The organism is Lentzea sp. NPDC055074, from assembly GCF_053608005.1.
The window spans coordinates 172,640-191,948 of the sequence record NZ_JBSGUQ010000015.1; the positions used below are offsets into that span (position 1 = coordinate 172,640).

General features: G+C 71.6%; 20 protein-coding genes and 1 pseudogene. 11 read left to right on the forward strand and 10 right to left on the reverse strand.

Annotated elements, in window-relative coordinates; all coding sequences use genetic code 11:
• Positions 1-67 precede the first annotated feature (67 nt).
• A complete protein-coding gene (locus ACWF7A_RS30190) occupies positions 68-574 on the reverse strand; it encodes an SRPBCC family protein (RefSeq protein ID WP_452253885.1) in 507 nt (168 codons plus the stop codon).
• 93 nt (positions 575-667) lie between these two features.
• Here ACWF7A_RS30190 and ACWF7A_RS30195 point away from each other — a divergent pair, with 93 nt between their 5' ends.
• The 4 genes and pseudogenes from ACWF7A_RS30195 to ACWF7A_RS30210 form a co-directional block, all read left to right on the forward strand.
• Positions 668-1,507 carry a helix-turn-helix domain-containing protein gene (locus ACWF7A_RS30195; RefSeq protein ID WP_452253886.1) on the forward strand — a complete coding sequence of 280 codons (840 nt, stop codon included), beginning with the start codon at positions 668-670 and terminating at the stop codon, positions 1,505-1,507.
• 61 nt (positions 1,508-1,568) lie between these two features.
• Positions 1,569-2,513 carry an SMP-30/gluconolactonase/LRE family protein gene (locus ACWF7A_RS30200; RefSeq protein WP_452253887.1) on the forward strand — a complete coding sequence of 315 codons (945 nt, stop codon included), beginning with the start codon at positions 1,569-1,571 and terminating at the stop codon, positions 2,511-2,513.
• Positions 2,514-2,746: 233 nt separating this feature from the next.
• Positions 2,747-3,073: a DUF5640 domain-containing protein gene (locus ACWF7A_RS30205; RefSeq protein WP_452253888.1), complete on the forward strand. Its 327-nt coding sequence runs from the start codon at positions 2,747-2,749 to the stop codon at positions 3,071-3,073.
• A gap of 95 nt (positions 3,074-3,168) precedes the next feature.
• Positions 3,169-3,258, forward strand: a pseudogene (locus tag ACWF7A_RS30210) (nucleotidyltransferase domain-containing protein); the annotation flags it as partial.
• A gap of 438 nt (positions 3,259-3,696) precedes the next feature.
• Here ACWF7A_RS30210 and ACWF7A_RS30215 read toward each other — a convergent pair.
• The 4 genes from ACWF7A_RS30215 to ACWF7A_RS30230 form a co-directional block, all read right to left on the reverse strand.
• Positions 3,697-4,785, reverse strand: a complete 1,089-nt coding sequence (locus tag ACWF7A_RS30215; RefSeq protein ID WP_452253889.1) for an alanine racemase — start codon at positions 4,783-4,785, stop codon at positions 3,697-3,699.
• Positions 4,782-5,699 carry an ornithine cyclodeaminase family protein gene (locus tag ACWF7A_RS30220; RefSeq protein WP_452253890.1) on the reverse strand — a complete coding sequence of 306 codons (918 nt, stop codon included), beginning with the start codon at positions 5,697-5,699 and terminating at the stop codon, positions 4,782-4,784. Before ACWF7A_RS30220 ends, ACWF7A_RS30215 begins: the two co-directional genes overlap by 4 nt.
• Positions 5,696-6,346: a helix-turn-helix transcriptional regulator gene (locus ACWF7A_RS30225; RefSeq protein WP_452253891.1), complete on the reverse strand. Its 651-nt coding sequence runs from the start codon at positions 6,344-6,346 to the stop codon at positions 5,696-5,698. Before ACWF7A_RS30225 ends, ACWF7A_RS30220 begins: the two co-directional genes overlap by 4 nt.
• Before the next feature lie 67 nt (positions 6,347-6,413).
• Positions 6,414-6,887: a group II truncated hemoglobin gene (locus ACWF7A_RS30230; protein WP_452253892.1), complete on the reverse strand. Its 474-nt coding sequence runs from the start codon at positions 6,885-6,887 to the stop codon at positions 6,414-6,416.
• Positions 6,888-6,951: 64 nt separating this feature from the next.
• Between ACWF7A_RS30230 and ACWF7A_RS30235 the strand changes: the two genes are divergently transcribed.
• Both ACWF7A_RS30235 and ACWF7A_RS30240 read left to right on the forward strand, forming a co-directional pair.
• Entirely contained in the window at positions 6,952-7,269 is a 318-nt protein-coding gene (locus ACWF7A_RS30235) for a winged helix-turn-helix transcriptional regulator (RefSeq protein WP_452253893.1), read from the forward strand.
• Complete coding sequence (locus tag ACWF7A_RS30240; RefSeq protein WP_452253894.1) at positions 7,266-8,423, forward strand: GDSL-type esterase/lipase family protein; 1,158 nt, start codon at positions 7,266-7,268, stop codon at positions 8,421-8,423. The genes ACWF7A_RS30235 and ACWF7A_RS30240 overlap by 4 nt, the downstream gene beginning before the upstream one ends.
• 7 nt (positions 8,424-8,430) lie before the next feature.
• On the opposite strand, the gene ACWF7A_RS30245 is transcribed toward ACWF7A_RS30240, so the two are convergent.
• From ACWF7A_RS30245 to ACWF7A_RS30260, 4 genes are all read right to left on the reverse strand, one after another.
• The gene (locus ACWF7A_RS30245; RefSeq protein ID WP_452253895.1) at positions 8,431-9,375 is read right to left on the reverse strand and encodes a hypothetical protein; all 945 of its coding nucleotides are present in this window, start codon (positions 9,373-9,375) and stop codon (positions 8,431-8,433) included.
• The gene (locus ACWF7A_RS30250; protein ID WP_452253896.1) at positions 9,372-9,833 is read right to left on the reverse strand and encodes a hypothetical protein; all 462 of its coding nucleotides are present in this window, start codon (positions 9,831-9,833) and stop codon (positions 9,372-9,374) included. The genes ACWF7A_RS30245 and ACWF7A_RS30250 overlap by 4 nt, the downstream gene beginning before the upstream one ends.
• Positions 9,834-9,974: 141 nt before the next feature.
• Positions 9,975-10,469: an HAD domain-containing protein gene (locus ACWF7A_RS30255; protein WP_452253897.1), complete on the reverse strand. Its 495-nt coding sequence runs from the start codon at positions 10,467-10,469 to the stop codon at positions 9,975-9,977.
• A 21-nt stretch (positions 10,470-10,490) separates the two neighbouring features.
• A complete protein-coding gene (locus tag ACWF7A_RS30260; protein ID WP_452253898.1) occupies positions 10,491-10,871 on the reverse strand; it encodes a nuclear transport factor 2 family protein in 381 nt (126 codons plus the stop codon).
• A gap of 212 nt (positions 10,872-11,083) precedes the next feature.
• Here ACWF7A_RS30260 and ACWF7A_RS30265 point away from each other — a divergent pair, with 212 nt between their 5' ends.
• Positions 11,084-14,044, forward strand: a complete 2,961-nt coding sequence (locus ACWF7A_RS30265) for an AfsR/SARP family transcriptional regulator (protein ID WP_452253899.1) — start codon at positions 11,084-11,086, stop codon at positions 14,042-14,044.
• Here ACWF7A_RS30265 and ACWF7A_RS30270 read toward each other — a convergent pair.
• Complete coding sequence (locus ACWF7A_RS30270; RefSeq protein WP_452253900.1) at positions 14,041-14,298, reverse strand: hypothetical protein; 258 nt, start codon at positions 14,296-14,298, stop codon at positions 14,041-14,043. The genes ACWF7A_RS30265 and ACWF7A_RS30270 overlap by 4 nt on opposite strands.
• 357 nt (positions 14,299-14,655) lie before the next feature.
• On the opposite strand from ACWF7A_RS30270, the gene ACWF7A_RS30275 reads away from it, so the two are divergent.
• From ACWF7A_RS30275 to ACWF7A_RS30290, 4 genes are read left to right on the forward strand one after another with little or no spacing between them, the layout of a single operon-like run.
• Positions 14,656-15,912, forward strand: a complete 1,257-nt coding sequence (locus ACWF7A_RS30275; RefSeq protein WP_452253901.1) for an MFS transporter — start codon at positions 14,656-14,658, stop codon at positions 15,910-15,912.
• The gene (locus ACWF7A_RS30280) at positions 15,912-16,985 is read left to right on the forward strand and encodes a branched-chain amino acid aminotransferase (RefSeq protein WP_452253902.1); all 1,074 of its coding nucleotides are present in this window, start codon (positions 15,912-15,914) and stop codon (positions 16,983-16,985) included. The genes ACWF7A_RS30275 and ACWF7A_RS30280 overlap by 1 nt, the downstream gene beginning before the upstream one ends.
• A 39-nt stretch (positions 16,986-17,024) precedes the next feature.
• Positions 17,025-18,041: an asparagine synthetase A gene (locus ACWF7A_RS30285; RefSeq protein ID WP_452253903.1), complete on the forward strand. Its 1,017-nt coding sequence runs from the start codon at positions 17,025-17,027 to the stop codon at positions 18,039-18,041.
• Positions 18,038-19,309, forward strand: coding sequence for a glutamate synthase-related protein (locus tag ACWF7A_RS30290; RefSeq protein WP_452253904.1), 1,272 nt, complete (start codon positions 18,038-18,040; stop codon positions 19,307-19,309). The genes ACWF7A_RS30285 and ACWF7A_RS30290 overlap by 4 nt, the downstream gene beginning before the upstream one ends.

Here is a 19,309-nt window from a genome sequence, read left to right on the forward strand (position 1 = left end):
CCGGATACCGCCTCTCTCCTGTCGTTCGGGTCCATGTCGGCGTTTCACGCGGTTCGACCGGCCGGGATCACGAAGTCCGCGACCCGCCGCCCGCGAGCCATTCGGCGAGCGCGGTCAGCGTGGTCTCGGCGCTCGCGGCCATGTAGTCGCGCAACCCGGCCAGGTCGGCACCGAGGACGGGGTCGGTGCGCAGCAGCCGCCACGACTGCCGCGCCACGGTGCCGCGGCCCTGGGCGCGCAGGGTCCAGCTCCACTCGACGATGCCGTCCTCGGCACCGCCGACCACGAAGGCGAAGGCGGCGCCGGGGTCGGCTCTCACGACCTGAGAGCGGCTGGTCCACTCCTTGCCGTCCTTGCGGTTGTGGCCGCTGAACCACGCGCCGACCTCGGGGCCCGCGCCCTCGTCGTAGACGACGTCGCTCGCGTTCGGGCTCCAGCGGCCGATCGCGGACACGTCGCTGACGAGCCGGTAGACGTCGTCGGGAGCGGCGTCGACCCATGCCTGACGGGTGAAGGCCAACTCGGACAGGTTCATGGTGAGGTCCTCGGGGCAGAAGTTGTTCGGCAGCACCATCCGACCGGGCGTCCGGGGCCTGAGCCATCCCCGGCTCTGCGTATCCCCGGCAGGGGCAGGTAAGGCGTCCGGATCGGGCACATACTCGAATCCATGAACGACACCGCACGCCTCGGAGAGTTCCTCAGGACGCGGCGCTCGCAGCTCCGTCCCGAGGACGTCGGCGTGCGGACGTACGACGAACGCCGCCGCGTACCCGGTCTGCGCCGCGACGAACTGGCCCGGCTCGCCGGCGTGAGCAGCTCCTACTACACGAGGCTCGAACAGGGGCACTCGACGAGCGCCTCGCCCGAGGTGCTGGACGCGCTCGCCACGGCGTTGCGGCTGGACGAGTCCGAGCGGCAGCACCTCCACGTCCTGGCCACGCCGCCGAAGCGGGCACGGGTGCGCAGAGCGCCCGAACGCGTCGACGAGGCGACCGGCCAGCTGCTCGACGCGCTGGCGGGTGTTCCCGCCGTCGTGCTGGGCCGGCGCAGCGACGTGCTGGCGTGGAACGGACTCGGGCACGCGCTGTTCGCCGGTCACCTCGACCTCGCCGCCGTGCAGGAGAAGGCGGACCGGCCCAACATGGCGCGGCTGGTGTTCCTCGACCCGCACACCCGCGAGCTGTACGCGGACTGGCCGAGCAAGGCCAGGGCGGTGGTCGGGAACCTGCGCCTCGTCGTCGGCCTGCACCCGGACGACGCCACCCTGCACGAACTGGTCGGAGAACTGAGCGCGAAGAGCACCGAGTTCGCCTCGATGTGGGCCGACCACCGCGTCAAAGCCTGCGCCACGGCCGTCTACGAGATGCGGCACCCGCTCGTCGGTCCGCTGACCGTCACGCAGCAGACCCTGACCAACGGCCTGGGCCCGAGCGTCGTCGTGGCCACCGCGCGACCGGGCTCGTCGTCGCACACCGCACTCGCACTGCTCGCCCAGGCCACGGCCTGACCCCTCGAACGCACCCAGAAGGGCGCGGCGCTGCCGCATGCCCGAAAACAGTGAGGAAAGCATGTCCGCGAAGCACGCCCGCAAGACCCTCGTCGCCGCCGTCCTGGCCGCGACCACCCTCCTCCCGCTCCCGGCGTCCGCCGCCACGTACCCGTTGTGCGCGGCGCAGATCGTCCAGCACTTCGACCTGGGCAAGGGGCAGACGCCCGAGAGCATGGTGTTCGCCCCGGACGGCACGGCCTACGTGACGTTCGCCAAGGCCCGCCAGATCGCCGAGATCACGCCGGGTGGCCGCGTCAGGATCCTCGCCACGCTGCCCGCACCCGCGGACGGCGGGGTGAACACGCCCGCGCTCGGCTTCCCGCTGACCGTCGGCATCGACCGAGCCCCCGACGGCACCCTGTACTTCGCCTACGCCACCGGCACCGCGGACCTCACCGGCGTGTGGAGCCTGCGCCCCGGCGGCACCCCGCGACGCATCGCCGCACTGCCCGCCACCAGCCTCCCGAACGGCATCGCGCTCGACCACCGCACCCTCTACGTCGCGGACTCCAGCGGCGCGGTCTGGCAGGTGCCCACGGCCGGTGGCACCGCCACGGTCTGGTCGTCGGACCAGGAGCTCGCGCCCGCCGGGTTCCTCGGCGCGAACGGCCTGCGCCTGCGGGACGGCGCGGTGTGGGTGACCAACCTCGACCGCGGGACGATCGTGCGCATCCCGGTGCGGGGCAACGGAACCGCAGGTCGTCCGAAGGTGGTCGCCACCGGCCTGGCCGGCATCGACGACTTCGCCTTCACCGGCCGCGGCACCGAGATCATCGCCGCGCTGGACACCGTCAACCAGGTGGCGCTGGTCAGGCCCGACGGCACGCACACCGTCGTGCTGACCGAGACCGACGGCCTGCAGGGACCGACCACGGTCGTCCTGCGCGGCCGCGACGTCTACGTGCCGAGCGCCGCCTACCTCACGGCGAAGGACCCGAACCTGGTGCGCGCCCGCCTGAGGTGAGCGCCGCCAAGCCACCGGCCGCAGCCGACGACCACCACCACCGCTCCGACCAGTGCTTCCGAGGTCGCCGACCCGACCACCACGACCCCTCCGCCGGCCTCCCCGCTGCCCGCCGGCCTGGTGGGCGAGTGGAGCGCGCGCACGAGCAGGTCCGGCAAGCTGGAGCTCGTGCTGGCGGCAGACGGCGGGTTTCGCCAGTTGGGAGCCACGTTCGACTGGCGCGGCACGCGGCGGTGCGGGGGTCGCGGATCACGTTCACCGGCACCGACGGCAAGTCCGCGACGGAGGACTGGTCGATCAGCGGCGGCACGCTCACCCTGGCCGGCTCGTGGATGGGCCTGGACGACATCTTCGAGACGCTGACGTTCGACGAGAACGGCACGTACCGAAGTGAGCGGGACGGCGGAGCAACGGCGAGCGGCACTTTCAAGGTGCAGGGCGACCAGCTCACAACGCACCCGTCCGGTGGCTCGGCGACGAAGGCGACTTTCTCCGTCGCCGACGCGACCCTGACCCTCAGAACGAGCGCGGGGACCGTGCAGTACGTGCGATCGTCCTGATCGTGGCGAACGGTGTCGTGCTCGGCGAGGCGGAACTGGAGGCCCGCTGGGCGACCGCGTGGCACCCCGGCGAGATCGCTCGGCGGCTCGCCGGGGTGGGCACTCCCTGGTACGTCGCGGCGGGCTGGGCGCTGGACCTGTTCCGAGGGAAGCAGTCCCGCCCGCACGATGATCTGGAGATCGCCGTGCCCGCCGCGGGGTTCGCGGAGATCCGCGACCGCTTCCCCGGCCACGTCCTCGACGTCGCGTCGGCGGGCCGCGTCTGGTTCGACGCGGACGCCGCCGTGCTGGCGGCGACGCACCAGACGTGGCTGCGCGACCCGGCGACCGGCGGCTGGGTGTGCGACGTGTTCCGCGAGCCGCACGACGGTGGCACGTGGATCTGCCGGCGGGACGAGGGCATCCGGCTGCCGTACGACGCGATCGTCGAACGCACGGCGGACCGGATCCCGTTCCTCGCACCGGAGGTGGTGCTGCTCTTCAAAGCTGCGCACGTGCGGCCCAAGGACCAGCAGGACTTCGACGGCGTGCTGCCCCTGCTCGAACCGCGGCGGCGTGCGCGGCTGGGGGAGTGGCTGCAACGCGTGCACCCGGCCACGCCTGGCTGGAGGGCCTTTAGACCGTCACCAGCCGCGGTGGCGGGTCCAGACCTCGCCGCTCACGAGGTGGTACCGGTCGTGCTGCGCGGCCGTGGCACAGGCGTGGTTCGGCAGGATCCGCAGGCGGGTGCCGATCGGCAGGTCCGGCACCGGTTCGCCGTCCCGCGTGCTCAGCACGCCGTGTTCCTGGCTGGCGCCCGTCATGACGAGTCCGGGGACCAGCCGGCCGTCGACGTCCGCGACGAGGCCGTAGCCCTGGTCGACGGCCTGCGCCTGCGTGCCGCGGTCCCGCGAGGTGGCCATCCAGCCGCCGTCGGTGATCACCTGGTTCCTGTCGGGCTGGTGGCCGATCACCGTGACCGCCACGGTGAGGGCGAGGTCGTCGGTGGTGCAGACGCCGATGCCCGCCATGACGAGGTCGAAGAACACGTAGTTGCCCGCACGGACCTCGGTGACGCCGCTCAGGTCGGTCGCCGCGTGAGCCGTGGGAGTGGAGCCGACGCTCACGATCTCGCAGCGCAGACCGGCGGCGCGCAGCGCGGTGGCGGCTGCGACGGCGACGTCGCGTTCGTTCTGGGCGGCTTGCCGCAAAGCCTCTGGCGTGTAGGCGAAGTAGGACTCGCCCGCGTGGGTGAGGACACCGGCGAGGTTGTCGCCGAGCGCCCGTCCGATCTCCGCGAGGGCGGGATCGGTGGCCGCGACACCGCCGCGGTGGCGGTCGCAGTCGATCTCGACCAACGCCGGTACGCGGAGGTTCTCCTCGCGTGCGAAAGAGGTCACGGCCTCGGCTTGTGCGAGCGAGTCGAGCAGGACGGTCAGGGTCACGCCGCGGCGCAGGAGGGCGGCGACGCGCGGGAGCTTGTGCGGGGCGATGCCGACGGCGTAGAGGACGTCCCGGTAGCCCGCGCAGGCGAAGTGCTCGGCCTCGGCGAGCGTCGACACGGTGATCGGCCCGTCCTCGTGCACGCGCCGGGCGACCTCGACGGACTTGGACGTCTTGACGTGCAACCGAAGCGGCACACCGAGCGTGGCGAGGTGGTCGCGCAGCCGGGCCGCGTTGCGGTCGAGCCGGTCGGTGTCGAGCACGGCGAACGGCGTGTCCACAGTGGTCACTCGGAGACTCCTGACGTCTTGCGGCGCAGCAGGGCGGCGGCGAGGGTGAGGTCCTGCAGGGCGAAGCCGGAGCTGTCGAAGACCGTGATCTCCTCGGGCGACGTCCGGCCGGTGGCGTCCCCGGCCAGAACGGCTCCGAGTGCGACGGGCACGGTCGAGGCGTGCTGGAACTCGCCGATCGCGCGCGACTGCTCCGGCAGGTCGCAGAACAGCGAGGCGCGCTCGTACAACTCCACGGGCAGTTCCTGCTTGCCCGGGCCGTCGGCGCCCATCGCGGAGACGTGCGTGCCCGGCGCGACCCAGCCCGCGTCGAACAGCGGCGCGCGGGAGGTGGTGGCGGTGACGAGCACGTCCGCGGCGGCGACTCCGGCCTGCGCGTCGACGGGTTCGGCGGGCAGGCCGGTCCGCTCGGTCACGGCGGCGGCGAACTCCTGTGCCGCGTCGGCACGGCGACCGACGACGAGCACGCGTTCGACCGGTCGCACCCGGCTGACGGCGCGCACCTCGTGCAGGGCCTGGTGTCCGGTGCCGATGATGGTCAGCGTGCGGGAGTCCTCGCGGGCCAGCGCGCTGACGGCCAGCGCGTCGGCGGCGGCGGTGCGGTAGGCGTTGGCGGCCGCGGCCTCGACGACGGCGCTGAGCCGTCCGGTGGCCGGGTCGAGCAGCACGATCGTCGAGCTGTGGCGGGGCAGGTCCGTGTTGCCCGGCCAGAAGCTGCCGATCTTCACGCCGGCCAGGTCGCCCGCGGAACCGGACTTCAGGGTGAACCTGTTGTGCGGCACCGAGGAGTGCCCGATCACCACGGGGAACGTCGTTCCCGTCCCGGTGGCGAGGAACGCCTCCCTCGCGGCCTCCAGGGCCAGTTCGTCGTCGACGAGCCTCGCCGATTCGGCCTCACTGATGAACGTCGTCACGGTGTGTCCTTCTTCAGTTCGGCGAGGTCGTTGTAGAGGCCGGTGCGGGAGATGCCGAGGCGCTTCGCGATGCGGGCGGGCGCGCCGCGCAAGCTGAACACCCCGGCGTCGTTCAGCGAGCGCACGAGCACCAGCCGTTCGTCGCGGCCCAGCGCGGCCACGGGGACGGCGTGCGCGCGCTCGGCCCGTGCGATCAGCGACTCGACCACCTGGTCCAGGTCGCCGGAGAAGTTCGTCGTCGCGCTGATCTCCTCGACGGGAGTCAGCCCGAGGAGGTCGGAGAGCACGCCGGTGGCCCGGTTGATGGCCGACACGTCGATGTTGATGCAGAGCGCGCCGATCAGCGTGCCGTCGACGTCGCGCAACGGCAGCGTCGTGCACTTGAGCACCCGCCCGTCCTGCGCGCGGGTGAGGTAGCCGACCTCGTTGCGGGCGTCGGCACCCGCGCCGAGCACCCGCAGCCCGATCTCGCTCATCGCGTCGCCGGGCACGCGCCCGGTGACCGACCCGGCGACCGCGACGACGGACCGTTCCTGGTCGCGGTAGTCGTGCAGCACCACCTCGCAGCTGCGCCCGAACGTCGCCACGATGCCGTCGATCACGGGGGTGAGCGCGGCGAACACGGCGTCCGCGGTGTCATTCGGCACGCTGACCTCCAGTTCTGAACGAAGTGTCAACTTCTGGACGAACTGTCTCACGGCGGTCCCGTGTTTGTCAGGGCCGTGTGGGAGGCGCCACGCCCCAGCCCCACTTCGGCACCGGCGCCCGGTGGAACGGCCTGGCGTCCGGAGCGGAGTTCGCCACCGCGAGCCGGGTGCCCCACTCCAGGTAGGACACGAACGCGGCGCGGAACTCCGGGTCGTCCGGCAACCCCACGTCGTCGGCCGCGTCCATGATCAGATCGAGCCAGCGGCGGCGCTGCGGTTCGGTGATCGCCCGCCCGAGGTGCTGGGAGAGCATGAACTCGTAACCGCCGCGTTCCTCGCTGTACGCGGCCGGTCCGCCGAACACCTCGCCGAGCCACAGAGCCACGTACCGCGCGTGGCCGGGGTCCATGCCGGCGAACACCGGCGCGAGCAGTGCGTCGTCCGCGACCTTGCGGTAGAACGCCTCGGTCAGCCGTGACAGCGCCTCCGCGCCGCCGGCCCAGGTGTAGAGAGAAGGTGTCGACTGGTCGTCGTTGATCATGGCGTCCACTCCAGCAGCGCGCGAAAAGCCCGGCAAGTACGCACTTTTTGGTGAGGAGCACCCCATGTACCACTGTCCGGTCGAGCTGGCTCTCGACGTCATCGGCGGCAAGTGGCGCACGGTGATCCTGGCCCATCTCAAGGAACGTCCGCACCACTACGGCGAACTGCGCCGCAAGGTGCCGGGCATCAGCGAGAAGATGTTCGTGCAGCGGCTCCGTGAACTGCAGGACTCGGGCCTCGTGGCGAGGACCGAGATGCCGCCGCACGTCCAGTACTCGCTGACCGAGGAGGGCCGGAGCCTAGGCCCCGCGCTCCAGGCCCTGTACGACTGGGGTGTCGAGCGCGCCGCCCGCACAGGTGCGAGCATTGTGGGGACATGATCACGACACCTTTGACCGAGGCGCTCGTCCGCGGCGCCGCCGAACTGGAGGCCGTGGCGCGCGGCGTCCGGCCGCACCGCCTGCCCGCCTGGGTGCGGGAGCGCTTCCCCGACCCGCAGCTGATGGGCGCGGAGAGCAGGCCGTCCGGGGTGCGCGTGGTGATGGCGACCGAGGCCCGGGCGATCGAGCTGGTCCTGCGCCCCGGGTCCGTCTCCTACCGCGGCGTCGCACGGCCGCGGGGCAGCGTCGACCTGGTGGTCGACGGTGAGCTGGTCGCGAGCGAGCTTCTCGACGGCGGCGACCACGCCGAGCTCGACATGATGACCGGCGAACGCGAGTTCCACGAGGGGCCGGCGTTCACCGCGCGGTTCACGTTGGCGCCCGGCGACAAGCTCGTCGAGATCTGGTTGCCCCACAACGAGATGGTGGACCTGATCGCCCTGCGCACGGACGCCCCGGTGCGGCCGGCCGACCAGAACCGGCGGATCTGGCTGCACCACGGCAGTTCGATCAGCAACGGCTCCAACGCGGCCACCCCGGCCCGCACCTGGCCCGCCGTCGCCGCCCGCCGCGGCGGGGTCGACCTGCACAACCTCGGGTTCGGCGGCAGCGCGCTGGTCGACCCGTTCGTCGCGCGGGTGATGCGGGACCTCCCCGCCGACCTCGTCAGCGTCAAGTTCGGCATCAACGTCGTGAACTTCGACGTCATGCGGCTGCGGGCGTTCGTGCCTGCCGTGCACGGCTTCCTCGACACGATCCGCGACGGCCACCCCCGCACGCCGCTGGTGCTGATGTCGCCGATCTTCTGCGGCATCTACGAGGACACGCCGGGGCCGGGCGGGATGGACCTGGACGCACTCGCGGCGGGCGAGGTCGTCTTCACCGCCACCGGACCGCACGGGGACGCGCCGCAGCTGACGTTGCGGATCATCCGCGAGGCGCTGGCGTCGCTGGCCGAACGCCGCGCGGAGGACCCGAACCTCCACTTCCTGGACGGCATCCGCCTGTACGGCGAGCAGGACGCCTTGACGCACCCGCTGCCGGACGCGCTGCACCCGGACACGGCGACGCACGAGCTGATCGGTGAGCGCTTCGCCCGGTACGCGTTCCTGCCCGGCGGACCGTTCGAGGCCGGGCAGGCGGTCACGCGGTAGGCGTCGATCATGCCCACCGCCGGCCGTCGCAGAGCCTCTCCACCTCGTCGCGCTCACCGGCGAGCTTCGAGTCGGGCGGCCGGTCGCCGTACGGGAACACCGGATCGCTGACCTCGGCGAGCAGCCGATAGCGGATGAGCCGTGTGGCCACGTCGAGCCAGGGCCTGATCTGACTGGGTTCCCTCGGCGGGAACAGGCCGAGCGCGCTCTCGAACCACGGGGGAGGGACGAGGTCCTGGGCGAGTGCGGCGACGACGCGCTCGCGGATCACCGCGCAGGCGGCCGTGTCCGCCGCCTCGGACTTCGCCTCGGCCACCGTTGCCGCCTGGTGCGCTCGTCGCGCTTCGTAGTGCCGACGGCGTGCTTGCTCTTCCTTGTCCACGGGTCGCTCACCCGCGTCGCGGAACGCGAGCCACGTCCGCACCTCCCTGCGCCACAACCGTTCCGCGCCGGCGGGCAGTTCGGTCAGCGTGCGGACAGCCGCGATCGCGGCCTCCAGCGACTTGTCCCACTGCACGCGTTGCTCCCGAGCCTTCTCCTGCTGCTCGAGCAACCGCTCGATCTCGGTCTCGGACACCGGTGTCGCCGCGAGCCTCGTGCGGATCAGCTGGATCATCTCGGGTGTGATCTCCGGCCAGGAGTCGTAGTCGGATCGGGGCAGCCCGCTGTTGAGACGCACCGTTCTGTGCAGGATGTCGACGTCCCGGCGCAGCTTGACGACCCTCGCGGACGCCTCGGCCAGCCGTGTGTCCGTCTCGGCGGCTTGCGTGCCGATCTTCTTGATCTTCTTCTGCAGTTCACCGACCGAGTGGTCGCCGACCTTGCTCTCCAGCTTCCCCAGCCGCGTGACGATTCTGTCGAGTTTCTCCGCCTTGCTCTCCAGCAAGTCGATGCGCTGCTTCTGACGACTGGTGGTCTGCGTCAGTTCGTGGATCGGGTCGTTGTTGTTCACCTCACGTACCTCCAAGCCCACCAACCGATTCCGGCGAGAACCACCACCGCCGACCAGCCGCCCACGAGCGGCGTCAGCAGCACGCCCGCCATGGCCGCGGCCCCCGCCCACGTGCGAGCACGCGGCTCCCACACACCGCGCACGGCCGGGTTCGCCAGGAGCACGACGGCGACGGCGAGCGCCAGCCCCGCCGGGAGCACGTTCCACGCGCTGAAGAAGAAGACGAGCACCGCCACCGAGGCCACCGCCGCGACCACGCCGATCACGCGGTGGAGGAGCAGGAGTGCGTCCGCCTCGGTGTCGCGCCGTGCTCGGAGGACGGCCTCGACGCCCTTGTGCAGGTTCTCGGCGAGCTCGGGCCACCGGGGGTCGTCCGGGCCGGCCTCGGTCAGGGCGTTGAGTCTGGTGAGCAGCGCGCTCTTCTCCACCGCGAGCAGGGAGTCGGGGTCATCCGCCATGGCAGAAGATGGTCGGGCGCGCCGCGGTGCCGATCCAGGGCTACCGCGCGGAATAGGCCGCTTGCCGATCAACGTCACCCGTACAGCCGGAACGGATGTCCAGTTCCGCGAGGAGAAGTGGACATCCAGTCCATTGAGGACTCAGAGTCCGTGCAGCCACTCGGTGAGCGTGACGAGGTCGGCCTCGGTGATGCCCACCTGGGAGTCGACGCGCAGCAGCAGGGCCTCTCCGGGGTGCTGGGCCTCGACCCAGATGCGGTCGAGGTTGCCGATCTCGTCGTCCACCCAGGCGAACGGGCGTCCTGCCGCGGTGTTGACGAGAGCCCGCGTCTTCCAGTGCAGTGCGGCCGGGTCGTCCTCGTCGGGTGCGTCGGGCAGGTCGGCCACCGGCAGTTCCGGCAGGCCCAGGAGCGGTGCGATCACGTCGTTGGCGTCGTGCATCCACGCGGTGGCCCAGACCAGGTCGCACGGCAGGGCGAGCAGCCTCGGGCCGTGCGCGCGAGTGATCTTGGCCAGCTGCGGGTTGGACGTGTGCTGCCAGTCGGTCCAGCGGTCGGCGGTGGTCGGCAGCTGAACCCCGCCGTAGGGCAGGAGGGTTCCGTCGACGTCCAGGAAGAGCAGTGGGCGGTCGGCCATGGGGCCTACGGTAGCGGCGCGTCAGTCCGGCGGTGGCAGGTAGTAGAAGCGGCGGCGGCTCAGCAGCAGGGAGTCCTCCGACAACGTGAAGAAGTCGGCGAAATCGAATTCACGGGGTGTGGCGCCAGGCGGGGAGTAATGCCCGACCGCCACCACGCAATACCCTTCGCCGATCACCTTGAACAGTTCGTGCGTGCCTCCGGTGGTTCCCGCGAGGCGCACTGCGTCCGTGCGGTTGTGGCAGGCCGGGGCGTCGGGTGTCCGCACCTGCATGTCCTCGTGCAGCAGTGACGCGTAGGCGTCCAGATCGCCCTCGTCCAGGTACAGATACGACAACCGGACGTGGTCCACGCCCGCGGCCAGCGTCGCCGCGCTGGGTGGCGTGTGGCCGTCTCCCGTCATGGCGAACTCCTTCGGGCGCCTTCGAAATGCAATGCCCAGAGTTCCATCTGCCGATAACCCAGGCCTATCACGGCGCTTTCCCGCCACCGGCCACTCCGCAATCCTCCCGGATGACGGGATGATCGAGCATCCGCCGGATATACAAGTACATCCGGAGCTGCATACATTGAGGAAGTCGGTCGCTGGGGGATGCACAAGGAGGGGCGGCGGACGTGAGTGCTGTGCTGCGCAGGTCCGGGGATTCCGTGTTCCGGATCCTCGGGCCGATCGAGGTCGAGGGGCCGGCCGGGCCGGTGTGGGTGACGCCTGGCCGCCAGCAGGTCGTCCTCGCGCTCCTGCTGATGGAGGCCAACCAGGTCGTCAGCACGGACCAGATCGTCGACACGCTGTGGAACCAGCTGCCTCCGGACACCGCGCGCACCCAGGTGCAGATCTGCGTGTCCCGGCTGCGCAAGAAGCTGGCCGACGCGGGTGTCGACCTGTCGATCGTCACGCGGATGCCCGGCTACCAGTTGCTGCTGGGCGACAACACGCTCGACATGCACGTGTTCGCCGGCAAGCTGGCCGAGGCCAGGGTCCTCGTCAAGGAGGGCCGCACGGCCGAGGCGGCGAACCTGCTGCGGTCGGCCGTCGCGTTGTGGCGCGGTCCGTGCCTGAGCGGGCTGGCGAACCCCGCGCTGCGCAACCGGGCGTCGCGGCTGGACGAGGACCTGCTCACCGCCACCGAGGACTACCTCGAACTGGAGCTCGAGCTCGGCCGCCACCACCAGATCGTCGGTGAGGTCACCCGGCTCGTCCACGAACACCCGATGCGCGAACGGCTGCGCGCCGTGCTGATGCTCGCGCTGCACCGCGCGGGCAGACAGGGCGAGGCGCTGGAGGCGTACCGGGCAGGCCGGCACCTGCTGGTCGAGGAACTGGGCCTGGAGCCGGGGGAACGGTTGCGGCTGCTCGAGTCGGCGATCCTCGCCGGGGACGTCGTCACCACCCAGGCCGAGCCGGGCCCGGCCGTCGTCCCGCCCGCGCCGAGCTTCGAACGTCCACGTCAGCTGCCCGCCGACACCGCCGACTTCATCGGCAACGACGCCCTGATCCGCACCGCCGAGGCCGTGCTCGTCGGCGGCGACCGAAGAGCCGTCGGCGTCGTGGTCGTCATCGGCAGACCCGGCAGCGGCAAGACGACCGTCGCCGCCCACATCGGCCACCGCATCGCCGACCGGTTCCCCGACGGCCAGCTCTACTGCGACCTGCGCGGCACGCGCGAGGAACCGGCCGCCGCCGCGGACGTGCTGGGCCGCTTCCTGCTGGCGCTGGGCATCCCGGGCACGGTCATCCCGATGGGCCTCGACGAGCGCATCGAGATGTACCGGACGTTGATGGCCGAACGGCGCACGCTCGTCGTGCTCGACGACGCGTCGGCCGAGAGCCAGGTGATCCCGTTGCTGCCGGGCAGCAACACGTGCGCCGTGCTGGTGACCAGCCGATCGCGGCTGACCGGTGTTCCGGGCGCGCGCCAGGTCGAGGTCGAGGTGTTCGACCCGGGCCAGTCACTGGACCTGCTGGGCCGGGTCATCGGCGCGGAACGGGTGGCGCGGGAACCCGAGGCCGCCGCCGCGCTCGTGCGGACCGTCGGCGGGCTGCCACTGGCGTTGCGGATCATCGCGGCCCGGCTCGCGGCCCGGCCGCACTGGTCGCTCGCCTCGATGGTGCACCGGCTGGCGAGCGAACGGCACCGGCTCGACGAGCTGGCGCACGGCGAGATGACCATCCGGGCCAGCCTGTCCCTGACGCACAACGGAATGGACCGGCGGTCGCGGACCCTGTTCGGCCTGCTCGGCCTCGCCGAGGGCCCGGAACTGCCCGGCTGGGTCGCGGGCGCGGTGCTGGACGACGACTCGCGGTACCCGTCGGACCTGCTGGAACCGTTGGTGGACGTGCAGATGCTCGACGTGACCACGGTCGAGCGCACCGGCGAGTTCCGCTACCGCTACCAGGACATCGTGCGGCTCTTCGCGCTGGAGAAGCTGAACGCCGAGGTGGCGCCGGACATGCGGCGCCGTGCCGTGGAACGGGTCCTCGGCGGCTGGCTCGCGCTCGCGGAACAGGCCCACCGCTCCGTCTACGGCGGCGACTACGCCGTGCTGCACGGCACCGCGCTGCGCTGGCTGCCCCCGGCGACGTACGTCCAGCAGGTGTCCGGCGACCCGCTGGAATGGCTGGACGGCGAGCAGGCCAACCTGTGCGCGGCGATCAGCCAGGCCGCCGACGCCGGGTTCGACGAGGCGTGCTGGGACCTCGCCGTCTCGGCCGCGACGCTGTTCGAGTCGCACGGCTACCTGGACGACTGGGAGAAGACGCACGAGAAGGCGTTGCAGGCCACCACTTCCGCCGGGAACGTGCGCGGCACGGCGGCGGTGCTGAGCTCGATGGGAACGCTGTACATCAACCGCGGCCAGACCACCCGCGCGCACGAGGCGCTGACAACGGCGCTGGCGACGTTCGAGGAGCTGGACGACCCGCGCGGCCTCGCGCTGTGCCGCCGCGACCTCGGCCTGCTCGCGCGCTGGTCGGGCGACGACGACCTGGCGCTCGACCTGTACGCCGCCGCGATGCGCGACCTCGACCGGGCGCAGGACCTCGTCGGCAGGGGCATCGTGCTGACGCACCAGACCGACGTCCTGTGCCGCCGCGGCCGGACCGACGAGGCCACGGCGCAGCTGCTCGAGGCGATGATGATCTTCGAGGGAGCGGGCTACCGCAACGGGATCCCGCACGCGCTGCGGCGGATCGGCCAGGTGCAGGTGCGGGCCGGGCAGCACCGCGACGCGCTGGCCACGTTCACGCGGGTGCTCGGGATGGTGCGCGAGAGCCGTGACGTGATCGGGGAGGGGCACCTGCTGCGCAACCTGGGCGAGGTGAGTGCCGCGCTCGGTCAGGACCGCGAGGCGCAGGCGTACTTCGAGCAGGCGCTGGCGGCGCGGGAGCGGATCATGGACCACGTGGGCGCCGCGGCGATCCGGGTGGACCTGGCGCCGGTGCTGGCCCGCCTCGGCGAGGGGAACCGGGCGTCGGAGCTCGTGCTGCACGCGGTGCAGATCTTCGGAGCCCGCGGGATGGATCGGGAACTGGCGGCGGCGGAGCAGGCGCTCACCGGTCTGTCGGCAAAGCTCTAGTTCCAGGGGTTGCTGCTCGCGGGAGCGGCGTTCCACGGGTTGCTGTCGTCCGTGCCGTTCCACGGGTTGCTGTCGCCGGCCGCACCGTTCCAGGGGTTGCTGTCGTCCTGGACCCCGTTCCACGGGTTGCTCTCCGCCGCGAGGACCGCGGCGCCGGCCTGCACGTCCGCGCCGATGATCGCCGCGCCGAGTCCGAACACGAGCGCGGCGCCGGCGACGGTGGTGGCGATCCGGGTGAACGCGGCGTGCTTCATGAGGTTTCTCCTCGCGGTTCTGGGTGGAATTTCAGCGGCTATTTCCGGCTGATGTCCAAAACGCTATTGGCCGCTGTAATCCCGCCCCTATCTCGTCGGCAATCCCGGCGCTATCACGACCGGTAGTTCCGTCCAGCGCGAGATAGTGAACGGGATATCCGCAGCTCAAAGCCCTGCGGTCGTCCCGTTTGGCGAGGTTCCGCTCGTATCTTTCGATGCGGATTGCCCTGAGATGCCGCCGAGATAGCGCGCTGTCCGAGATTGGTGCCTGTCCAGTCAACGGCAGCCCGGAAACCGCCTCGGAGGAATGATGTCCGCCAGCAGTCATCGACCGACCGCCCCCGCCGGGAACCCGCGGTGACCGCGGTGCCCGAGGTGGACGACCCCGGCGTGAAGGCCGAGGCCCCGCGCACCCTGTGGCGGGACCGCCGCGCACTGGGCTGGGCCTTCGCCACCGGCGTTTCGGCGGTCGGTGACGAGATCTGGTACGTCGCCCTGGCGTTCACCGCCGCCCAGCTCGGCAACGCCGCACTGGCTGGCCTGGTCCTGGCCTGCGCCACGATCCCGCGTTTCCTGCTGACGATCCTCGGCGGCGCGCTCACCGACCGCTTCGACGCCCGCCGCATGATGATCGGCGCGGACCTGGCGCGGATCGTCGTGCTGGCCGGCGCGTTGACCGCGCTCGCCGTGACCGGTGTGTCCGCGGGCCTGCTCATGGTCGTGGGCCTGCTGTTCGGTGTGGCGGACGCGTTCTACGGACCCGCGTCCGGCGCGTTCCCCCGGCAGCTGGTGCGCAGGACCGAACTGGTCAGGCTGTCGGCACTGCGGCAGTTGCTCGACCGGCTGGCCGGCGTGCTCGGCGCGCCTCTCGGTGGCCTCGTGCTGGTGGCGTGGGGACTGGGCGGCGCGATGTCGCTGAACCTCGTGTCGTTCGCGGTGGTCCTTCTCGTGCTCATCGCGGTCCGGCCGCGGTGGTCGCTGGCGCGCTCCAGCGGCGGCACGGTGCGTGCCGACATCGGCGACGGGATGTCCTACCTGCGGACCACGCCGAAGGTCCGCGATCTCGTGATCACGTTGTCCGGCCTCAACGTCTTCGTCAGCCCGGTGGTCGCGGTCGGTCTCGCACTGCACGCCGTGGCCAGCGGCTGGGGCGGCGTGGGCCTGGGCTGGCTGACCGCCTCGCTGGGCGCCGGCGCCGCGGTCGGCACCCTCATCGCCCTGAAGTGGCGCCCGGAACGACCGCTGCGTGCCGCCGTGCTGCTGCTGTTCGCCCAGGCCGCGTCACTCGGTCTGGTCGGCAACGCCGGCTACGCGGCGACGCTCGGCGGGATGGTCGTGGTCGGCGTCGTGGCGGGACTGGCCTCACCGATGCTGTCCGGTGCCTTCCAGGCGACCGTCGACGAGGAGTACCTCGGCAGGGTCGGCTCCGTGCTCTCGCTCACCGACGACGCGCTGATGCCCGTCACGATGGTCGGTTTCGGTTTCCTCGCCCAGCTCCTGGGCCTCGGTTTCGCCGCGCTGCTGTTCGCCGGCGGTTTCGCCGCGCTCCTCCTCTACGCCTTCTCCCGCCCACACGTGCGGGACCTGCGGATCCCGGACGAAAGGAACTCCTGATGACCACGCAGCTGAGCTCGCCCGCCACCAGCAACCCTGGCCACGGCGACGCTTTCACCGACCACATGGTCAGCCTCACCTGGAACTCCGTCGACGGCTGGCACGACCGCCGCGTCGGCCTGCTGGAGCCGTTGCCGCTGCACCCGGCGACCATCGGCCTGCACTACGCCCAGGTGATCTTCGAGGGGCTCAAGGCCCACCGCGGCCCCGACGGCTCGGTGTCGGTGTTCCGCCCGGACCGCAACGCCCTGCGGTTCCAGAGCTCCGCCCGCCGCCTCGCGATGCCGGAGCTCCCGGTCGAGGACTTCCTCACCGCGATCGACGACCTGGTGCTGCTCGACGGCGCCGGCCTGCCCGACGACCCGTCGATCAGCCTCTACCTGCGGCCGCTGATGTTCGCCACCGACCCGAACCTGATGCTGCGCCCGTCCGACGAGTACCGGTTCCTGCTGATGGCGTTCGTCGCCGGCGGGTTCTTCGGGGACAAGGCGCTGGAGCCGGTCTCGGTGCTGGTGAGCCGTGAGCACAGCCGCGCCGTGCAGGGCGGTACCGGCGACGTGAAGTGCGCCGCGAACTACGGCCCGTCGTTCGTCGCGCAGAACCTCGCCCGCCAGGCCGGCTGCCAGCAGGTCGTGTGGCTCGACGCCGCCGAGCACCGGTGGGTCGAGGAGATGGGCGGCATGAACCTGTTCTTCGTGCGCAGCACCGCTTTCGGCACCGAGGTCGTCACGCCCGGACTGACCGGCACGCTGCTGCCCGGCGTCACCCGCGAGTCGCTGATGGTGCTCGCGGACCGGCTCGGCCACACCGTCCGCGAGGAGCGGATCTCCGTCGACCAGTGGCGTGCGGAGTGCGCCTCCGGCCTCATCACCGAGGTCTTCGCCTGCGGCACGGCGGCCGTGGTCACGCCGGTCGGCACGGTGCGCGACCGCGACGGCGACTGGGTGATCGGCGACGGCACCGCCGGGCCGGTGACCCGCGAGCTGCGCCAGGCGCTGATCGACACCCAGCGCGGCGTCCTGCCCGACCCCGGCGGCTGGCGGCGCGTGATCGTCCCCGCGTCCGGCCTCTGACAAGCCCCGAACAGCGAAAACCCAAGGGTGGGAAAGAACATGGAGCACGCAACGACCGTCGCGATCGAGCCCGCCGCCGATCGCCGTCCGCCGCCGCTGGCCGAGCACCTCGACTCGGACACGACGAGGGCCGCGATGCTGATCCAGCAGGAGGTGCTCGGCGCCGCCAGGACGTTCCTGCGCGGTGAGGGCTTCGTCGAGATGCTGCCGCCGGTGATCGGCCCGGTGACCGACCCCGGCGCCCGCGGGTCCAAGCAGGTCGACGTCGACTACTACGGCCACAAGTACAAGGTCATGAGCAGCGGCATCCTCTACAAGCAGGCCTCGCTGCTGACGTTCGACAAGATCTTCTACGTCGCGCCCAACGTCCGAGCCGAACCGGTGGAGACCTGCAACACCCAGCGCCACCTCGCGGAGTTCCACCAGATCGACGTCGAGATGGCGCACGGCACCCGTGCCGACGCGATGCGCGTGGCGGAAGGGCTGCTGACCTACGTCGTGCGGCACGTGCTGACGGCGGTGCCCGAGCAGTTCGAGCTCCTCGGGCGTGACCCGCTGGCGTTCGCCTGGCTGCTGTCCGGACCGTTCGGCGTGCTCAGCCACCGCGAGGCGGTCGACGAGCTGCACCTGCTCGGCCACCCGCAGAGCCCGGACGCCGAGATCGCCTGGACGGGCGAGGAACTGCTGTCCCGCCAGAAGGACCGGCCGTTCTTCGTCACCGACTACCCGAAGGGCTCGCGCGGTTTCTACGACCGGGAGAGCACCACGGAACCGGGCCGGCTGCGCAACTTCGACCTGCTGGCGCCCGAGGGCTACGGCGAACTGGTCAGCGGCAGCGAGCGCGAGTCGGACTACGCCACGATCGTCACGCGGATGCGCGAGACGGGGGAGAACCCGGCGAAGTACCGCTGGTACCTCGACGTCATGCGCCAGGGCGTGCCGCGCAGCTCCGGGTTCGGCATGGGACTGGAGCGCCTCACCCGCTTCCTCACCGGCCTGGACGCGGTGTGGCAGGTCAACGCCTACCCGAAGGTGCCAGGGGAGCTGGCACCGTGAGGGCGGCCGGTTTCCCCGAGGAACAGGTGCGGGCGCGGGCCCTGAACGGCACCGCGGAGGCGTTCCCGCCCGTCGAGTCCTACGGCCACGAGGTGTTCGGCGCGCGGTCGTCCGGCGAGGAGGGTCCGGCCGACGAGCTCGACGCGGCCAGGCTGGTGCCGCCGGTGTTCATGCCGCTGCGGCTGGAGAAGCTGATCGACCTCGGTCGTGAGCCGCTGCAGTCCGATGTGGACCTGGCGACGACGATCGGTGGCTTCTCCTCCGCGCTGCCGGTCTTCCTGTCCGCATTCGGTTCCACGCGCATCGGCAGCTCCGAGGTGTCGGTCGCGGCCAGCAGGCAGGCGGGTGCGCTCGGCATCCCGATGGTGATCGGCGAGAACGTCGTTCCCGTCACCGGGTACCGGCGCGAGCCGGACGCCACCACCGGGATGCTGGCCCGCGTCCGGGCCTACCTCGACGAGGCGGGCCCGTCGCTGGGTGGAGTGGTGGTGCAGCAGAGCACCGAGGACGCGGACGCCGAGGTGTGGAACCTCGTCTACAGCGATCCGGCCGCGGAACCGTTGCTGGCCACCGGAAGGCTCGGCTTCGAGCTCAAGGTGGGCCAGGGCGCGAAGCCCGGGCTCGGCGGCCTGACGGTGCTCGACCGGGCCACGGCCGCGCGGGTGTCCGACCAGTTCGCGATCGACGACCTGTGGTCCGGTCCCGGGGTGCTGCGCTCGGGCAGCCCGGGCACGTTCACCGACGAGATCCTGCGGCAGCAGATCCGGTTCATGCGCAACAACTTCCCGCGCGCCCGGATCTGGGTGAAGCTGCACCCCGGCCGGGACGTGGCCCAGGCCGCGGCGTGCGCGTGGGAGGCCGGCGCGGACGCGGTGACCGTCGACGGTGCCGAGGGTGGCACCGGGTGGGCGCCCCGCGCGTTCCTCGACCACGTCGGCCTGCCGCTCGCCGAGTGCCTGCGGCGGATCGGCACGCCGTCGGGTTGCCTGCTCGCCACCGGCCGCGTCTGGGAGGGCGTGCGCGCCGTCAAGGCCTTGGCGCTCGGTGCCACCGCGGTCGGACTCGGCCGTGCCGCGCTCACCGCCGTGGACGCCGATCCCGAGCACGGTCTGCGTCGTCTCGTCGAGTGCCTCGCCTTCGAGGTGCGGCTGCTGACGAGCGCGCTGGGCAAGTACACCCCCACGGCGCTGGACGGCGAGGACGTCTGGTTCCCCGGCCGGACCGGTGCCGCCGACCCCGCACCCCGTCATCGAGAAAGCCTGACCTGA

What these genes read in the sequence shown, in the direction of transcription:
- ACWF7A_RS30190 (WP_452253885.1), bottom strand. Translation starts at nt 574, where the DNA reads ATGGTGCTGCCGAACAACTTCTGCCCCGAGGACCTCACCATGAACCTG.
- ACWF7A_RS30195 (WP_452253886.1), top strand. Translation starts at nt 668, where the DNA reads ATGAACGACACCGCACGCCTCGGAGAGTTCCTCAGGACGCGGCGCTCG.
- ACWF7A_RS30200 (WP_452253887.1), top strand. Translation starts at nt 1,569, where the DNA reads ATGTCCGCGAAGCACGCCCGCAAGACCCTCGTCGCCGCCGTCCTGGCC.
- ACWF7A_RS30230 (WP_452253892.1), bottom strand. Translation starts at nt 6,887, where the DNA reads ATGATCAACGACGACCAGTCGACACCTTCTCTCTACACCTGGGCCGGC.
- ACWF7A_RS30235 (WP_452253893.1), top strand. Translation starts at nt 6,952, where the DNA reads ATGTACCACTGTCCGGTCGAGCTGGCTCTCGACGTCATCGGCGGCAAG.
- ACWF7A_RS30240 (WP_452253894.1), top strand. Translation starts at nt 7,266, where the DNA reads ATGATCACGACACCTTTGACCGAGGCGCTCGTCCGCGGCGCCGCCGAA.
- ACWF7A_RS30250 (WP_452253896.1), bottom strand. Translation starts at nt 9,833, where the DNA reads ATGGCGGATGACCCCGACTCCCTGCTCGCGGTGGAGAAGAGCGCGCTG.
- ACWF7A_RS30255 (WP_452253897.1), bottom strand. Translation starts at nt 10,469, where the DNA reads ATGGCCGACCGCCCACTGCTCTTCCTGGACGTCGACGGAACCCTCCTG.
- ACWF7A_RS30260 (WP_452253898.1), bottom strand. Translation starts at nt 10,871, where the DNA reads ATGACGGGAGACGGCCACACGCCACCCAGCGCGGCGACGCTGGCCGCG.
- ACWF7A_RS30270 (WP_452253900.1), bottom strand. Translation starts at nt 14,298, where the DNA reads ATGAAGCACGCCGCGTTCACCCGGATCGCCACCACCGTCGCCGGCGCC.
- ACWF7A_RS30280 (WP_452253902.1), top strand. Translation starts at nt 15,912, where the DNA reads ATGACCACGCAGCTGAGCTCGCCCGCCACCAGCAACCCTGGCCACGGC.
- ACWF7A_RS30285 (WP_452253903.1), top strand. Translation starts at nt 17,025, where the DNA reads ATGGAGCACGCAACGACCGTCGCGATCGAGCCCGCCGCCGATCGCCGT.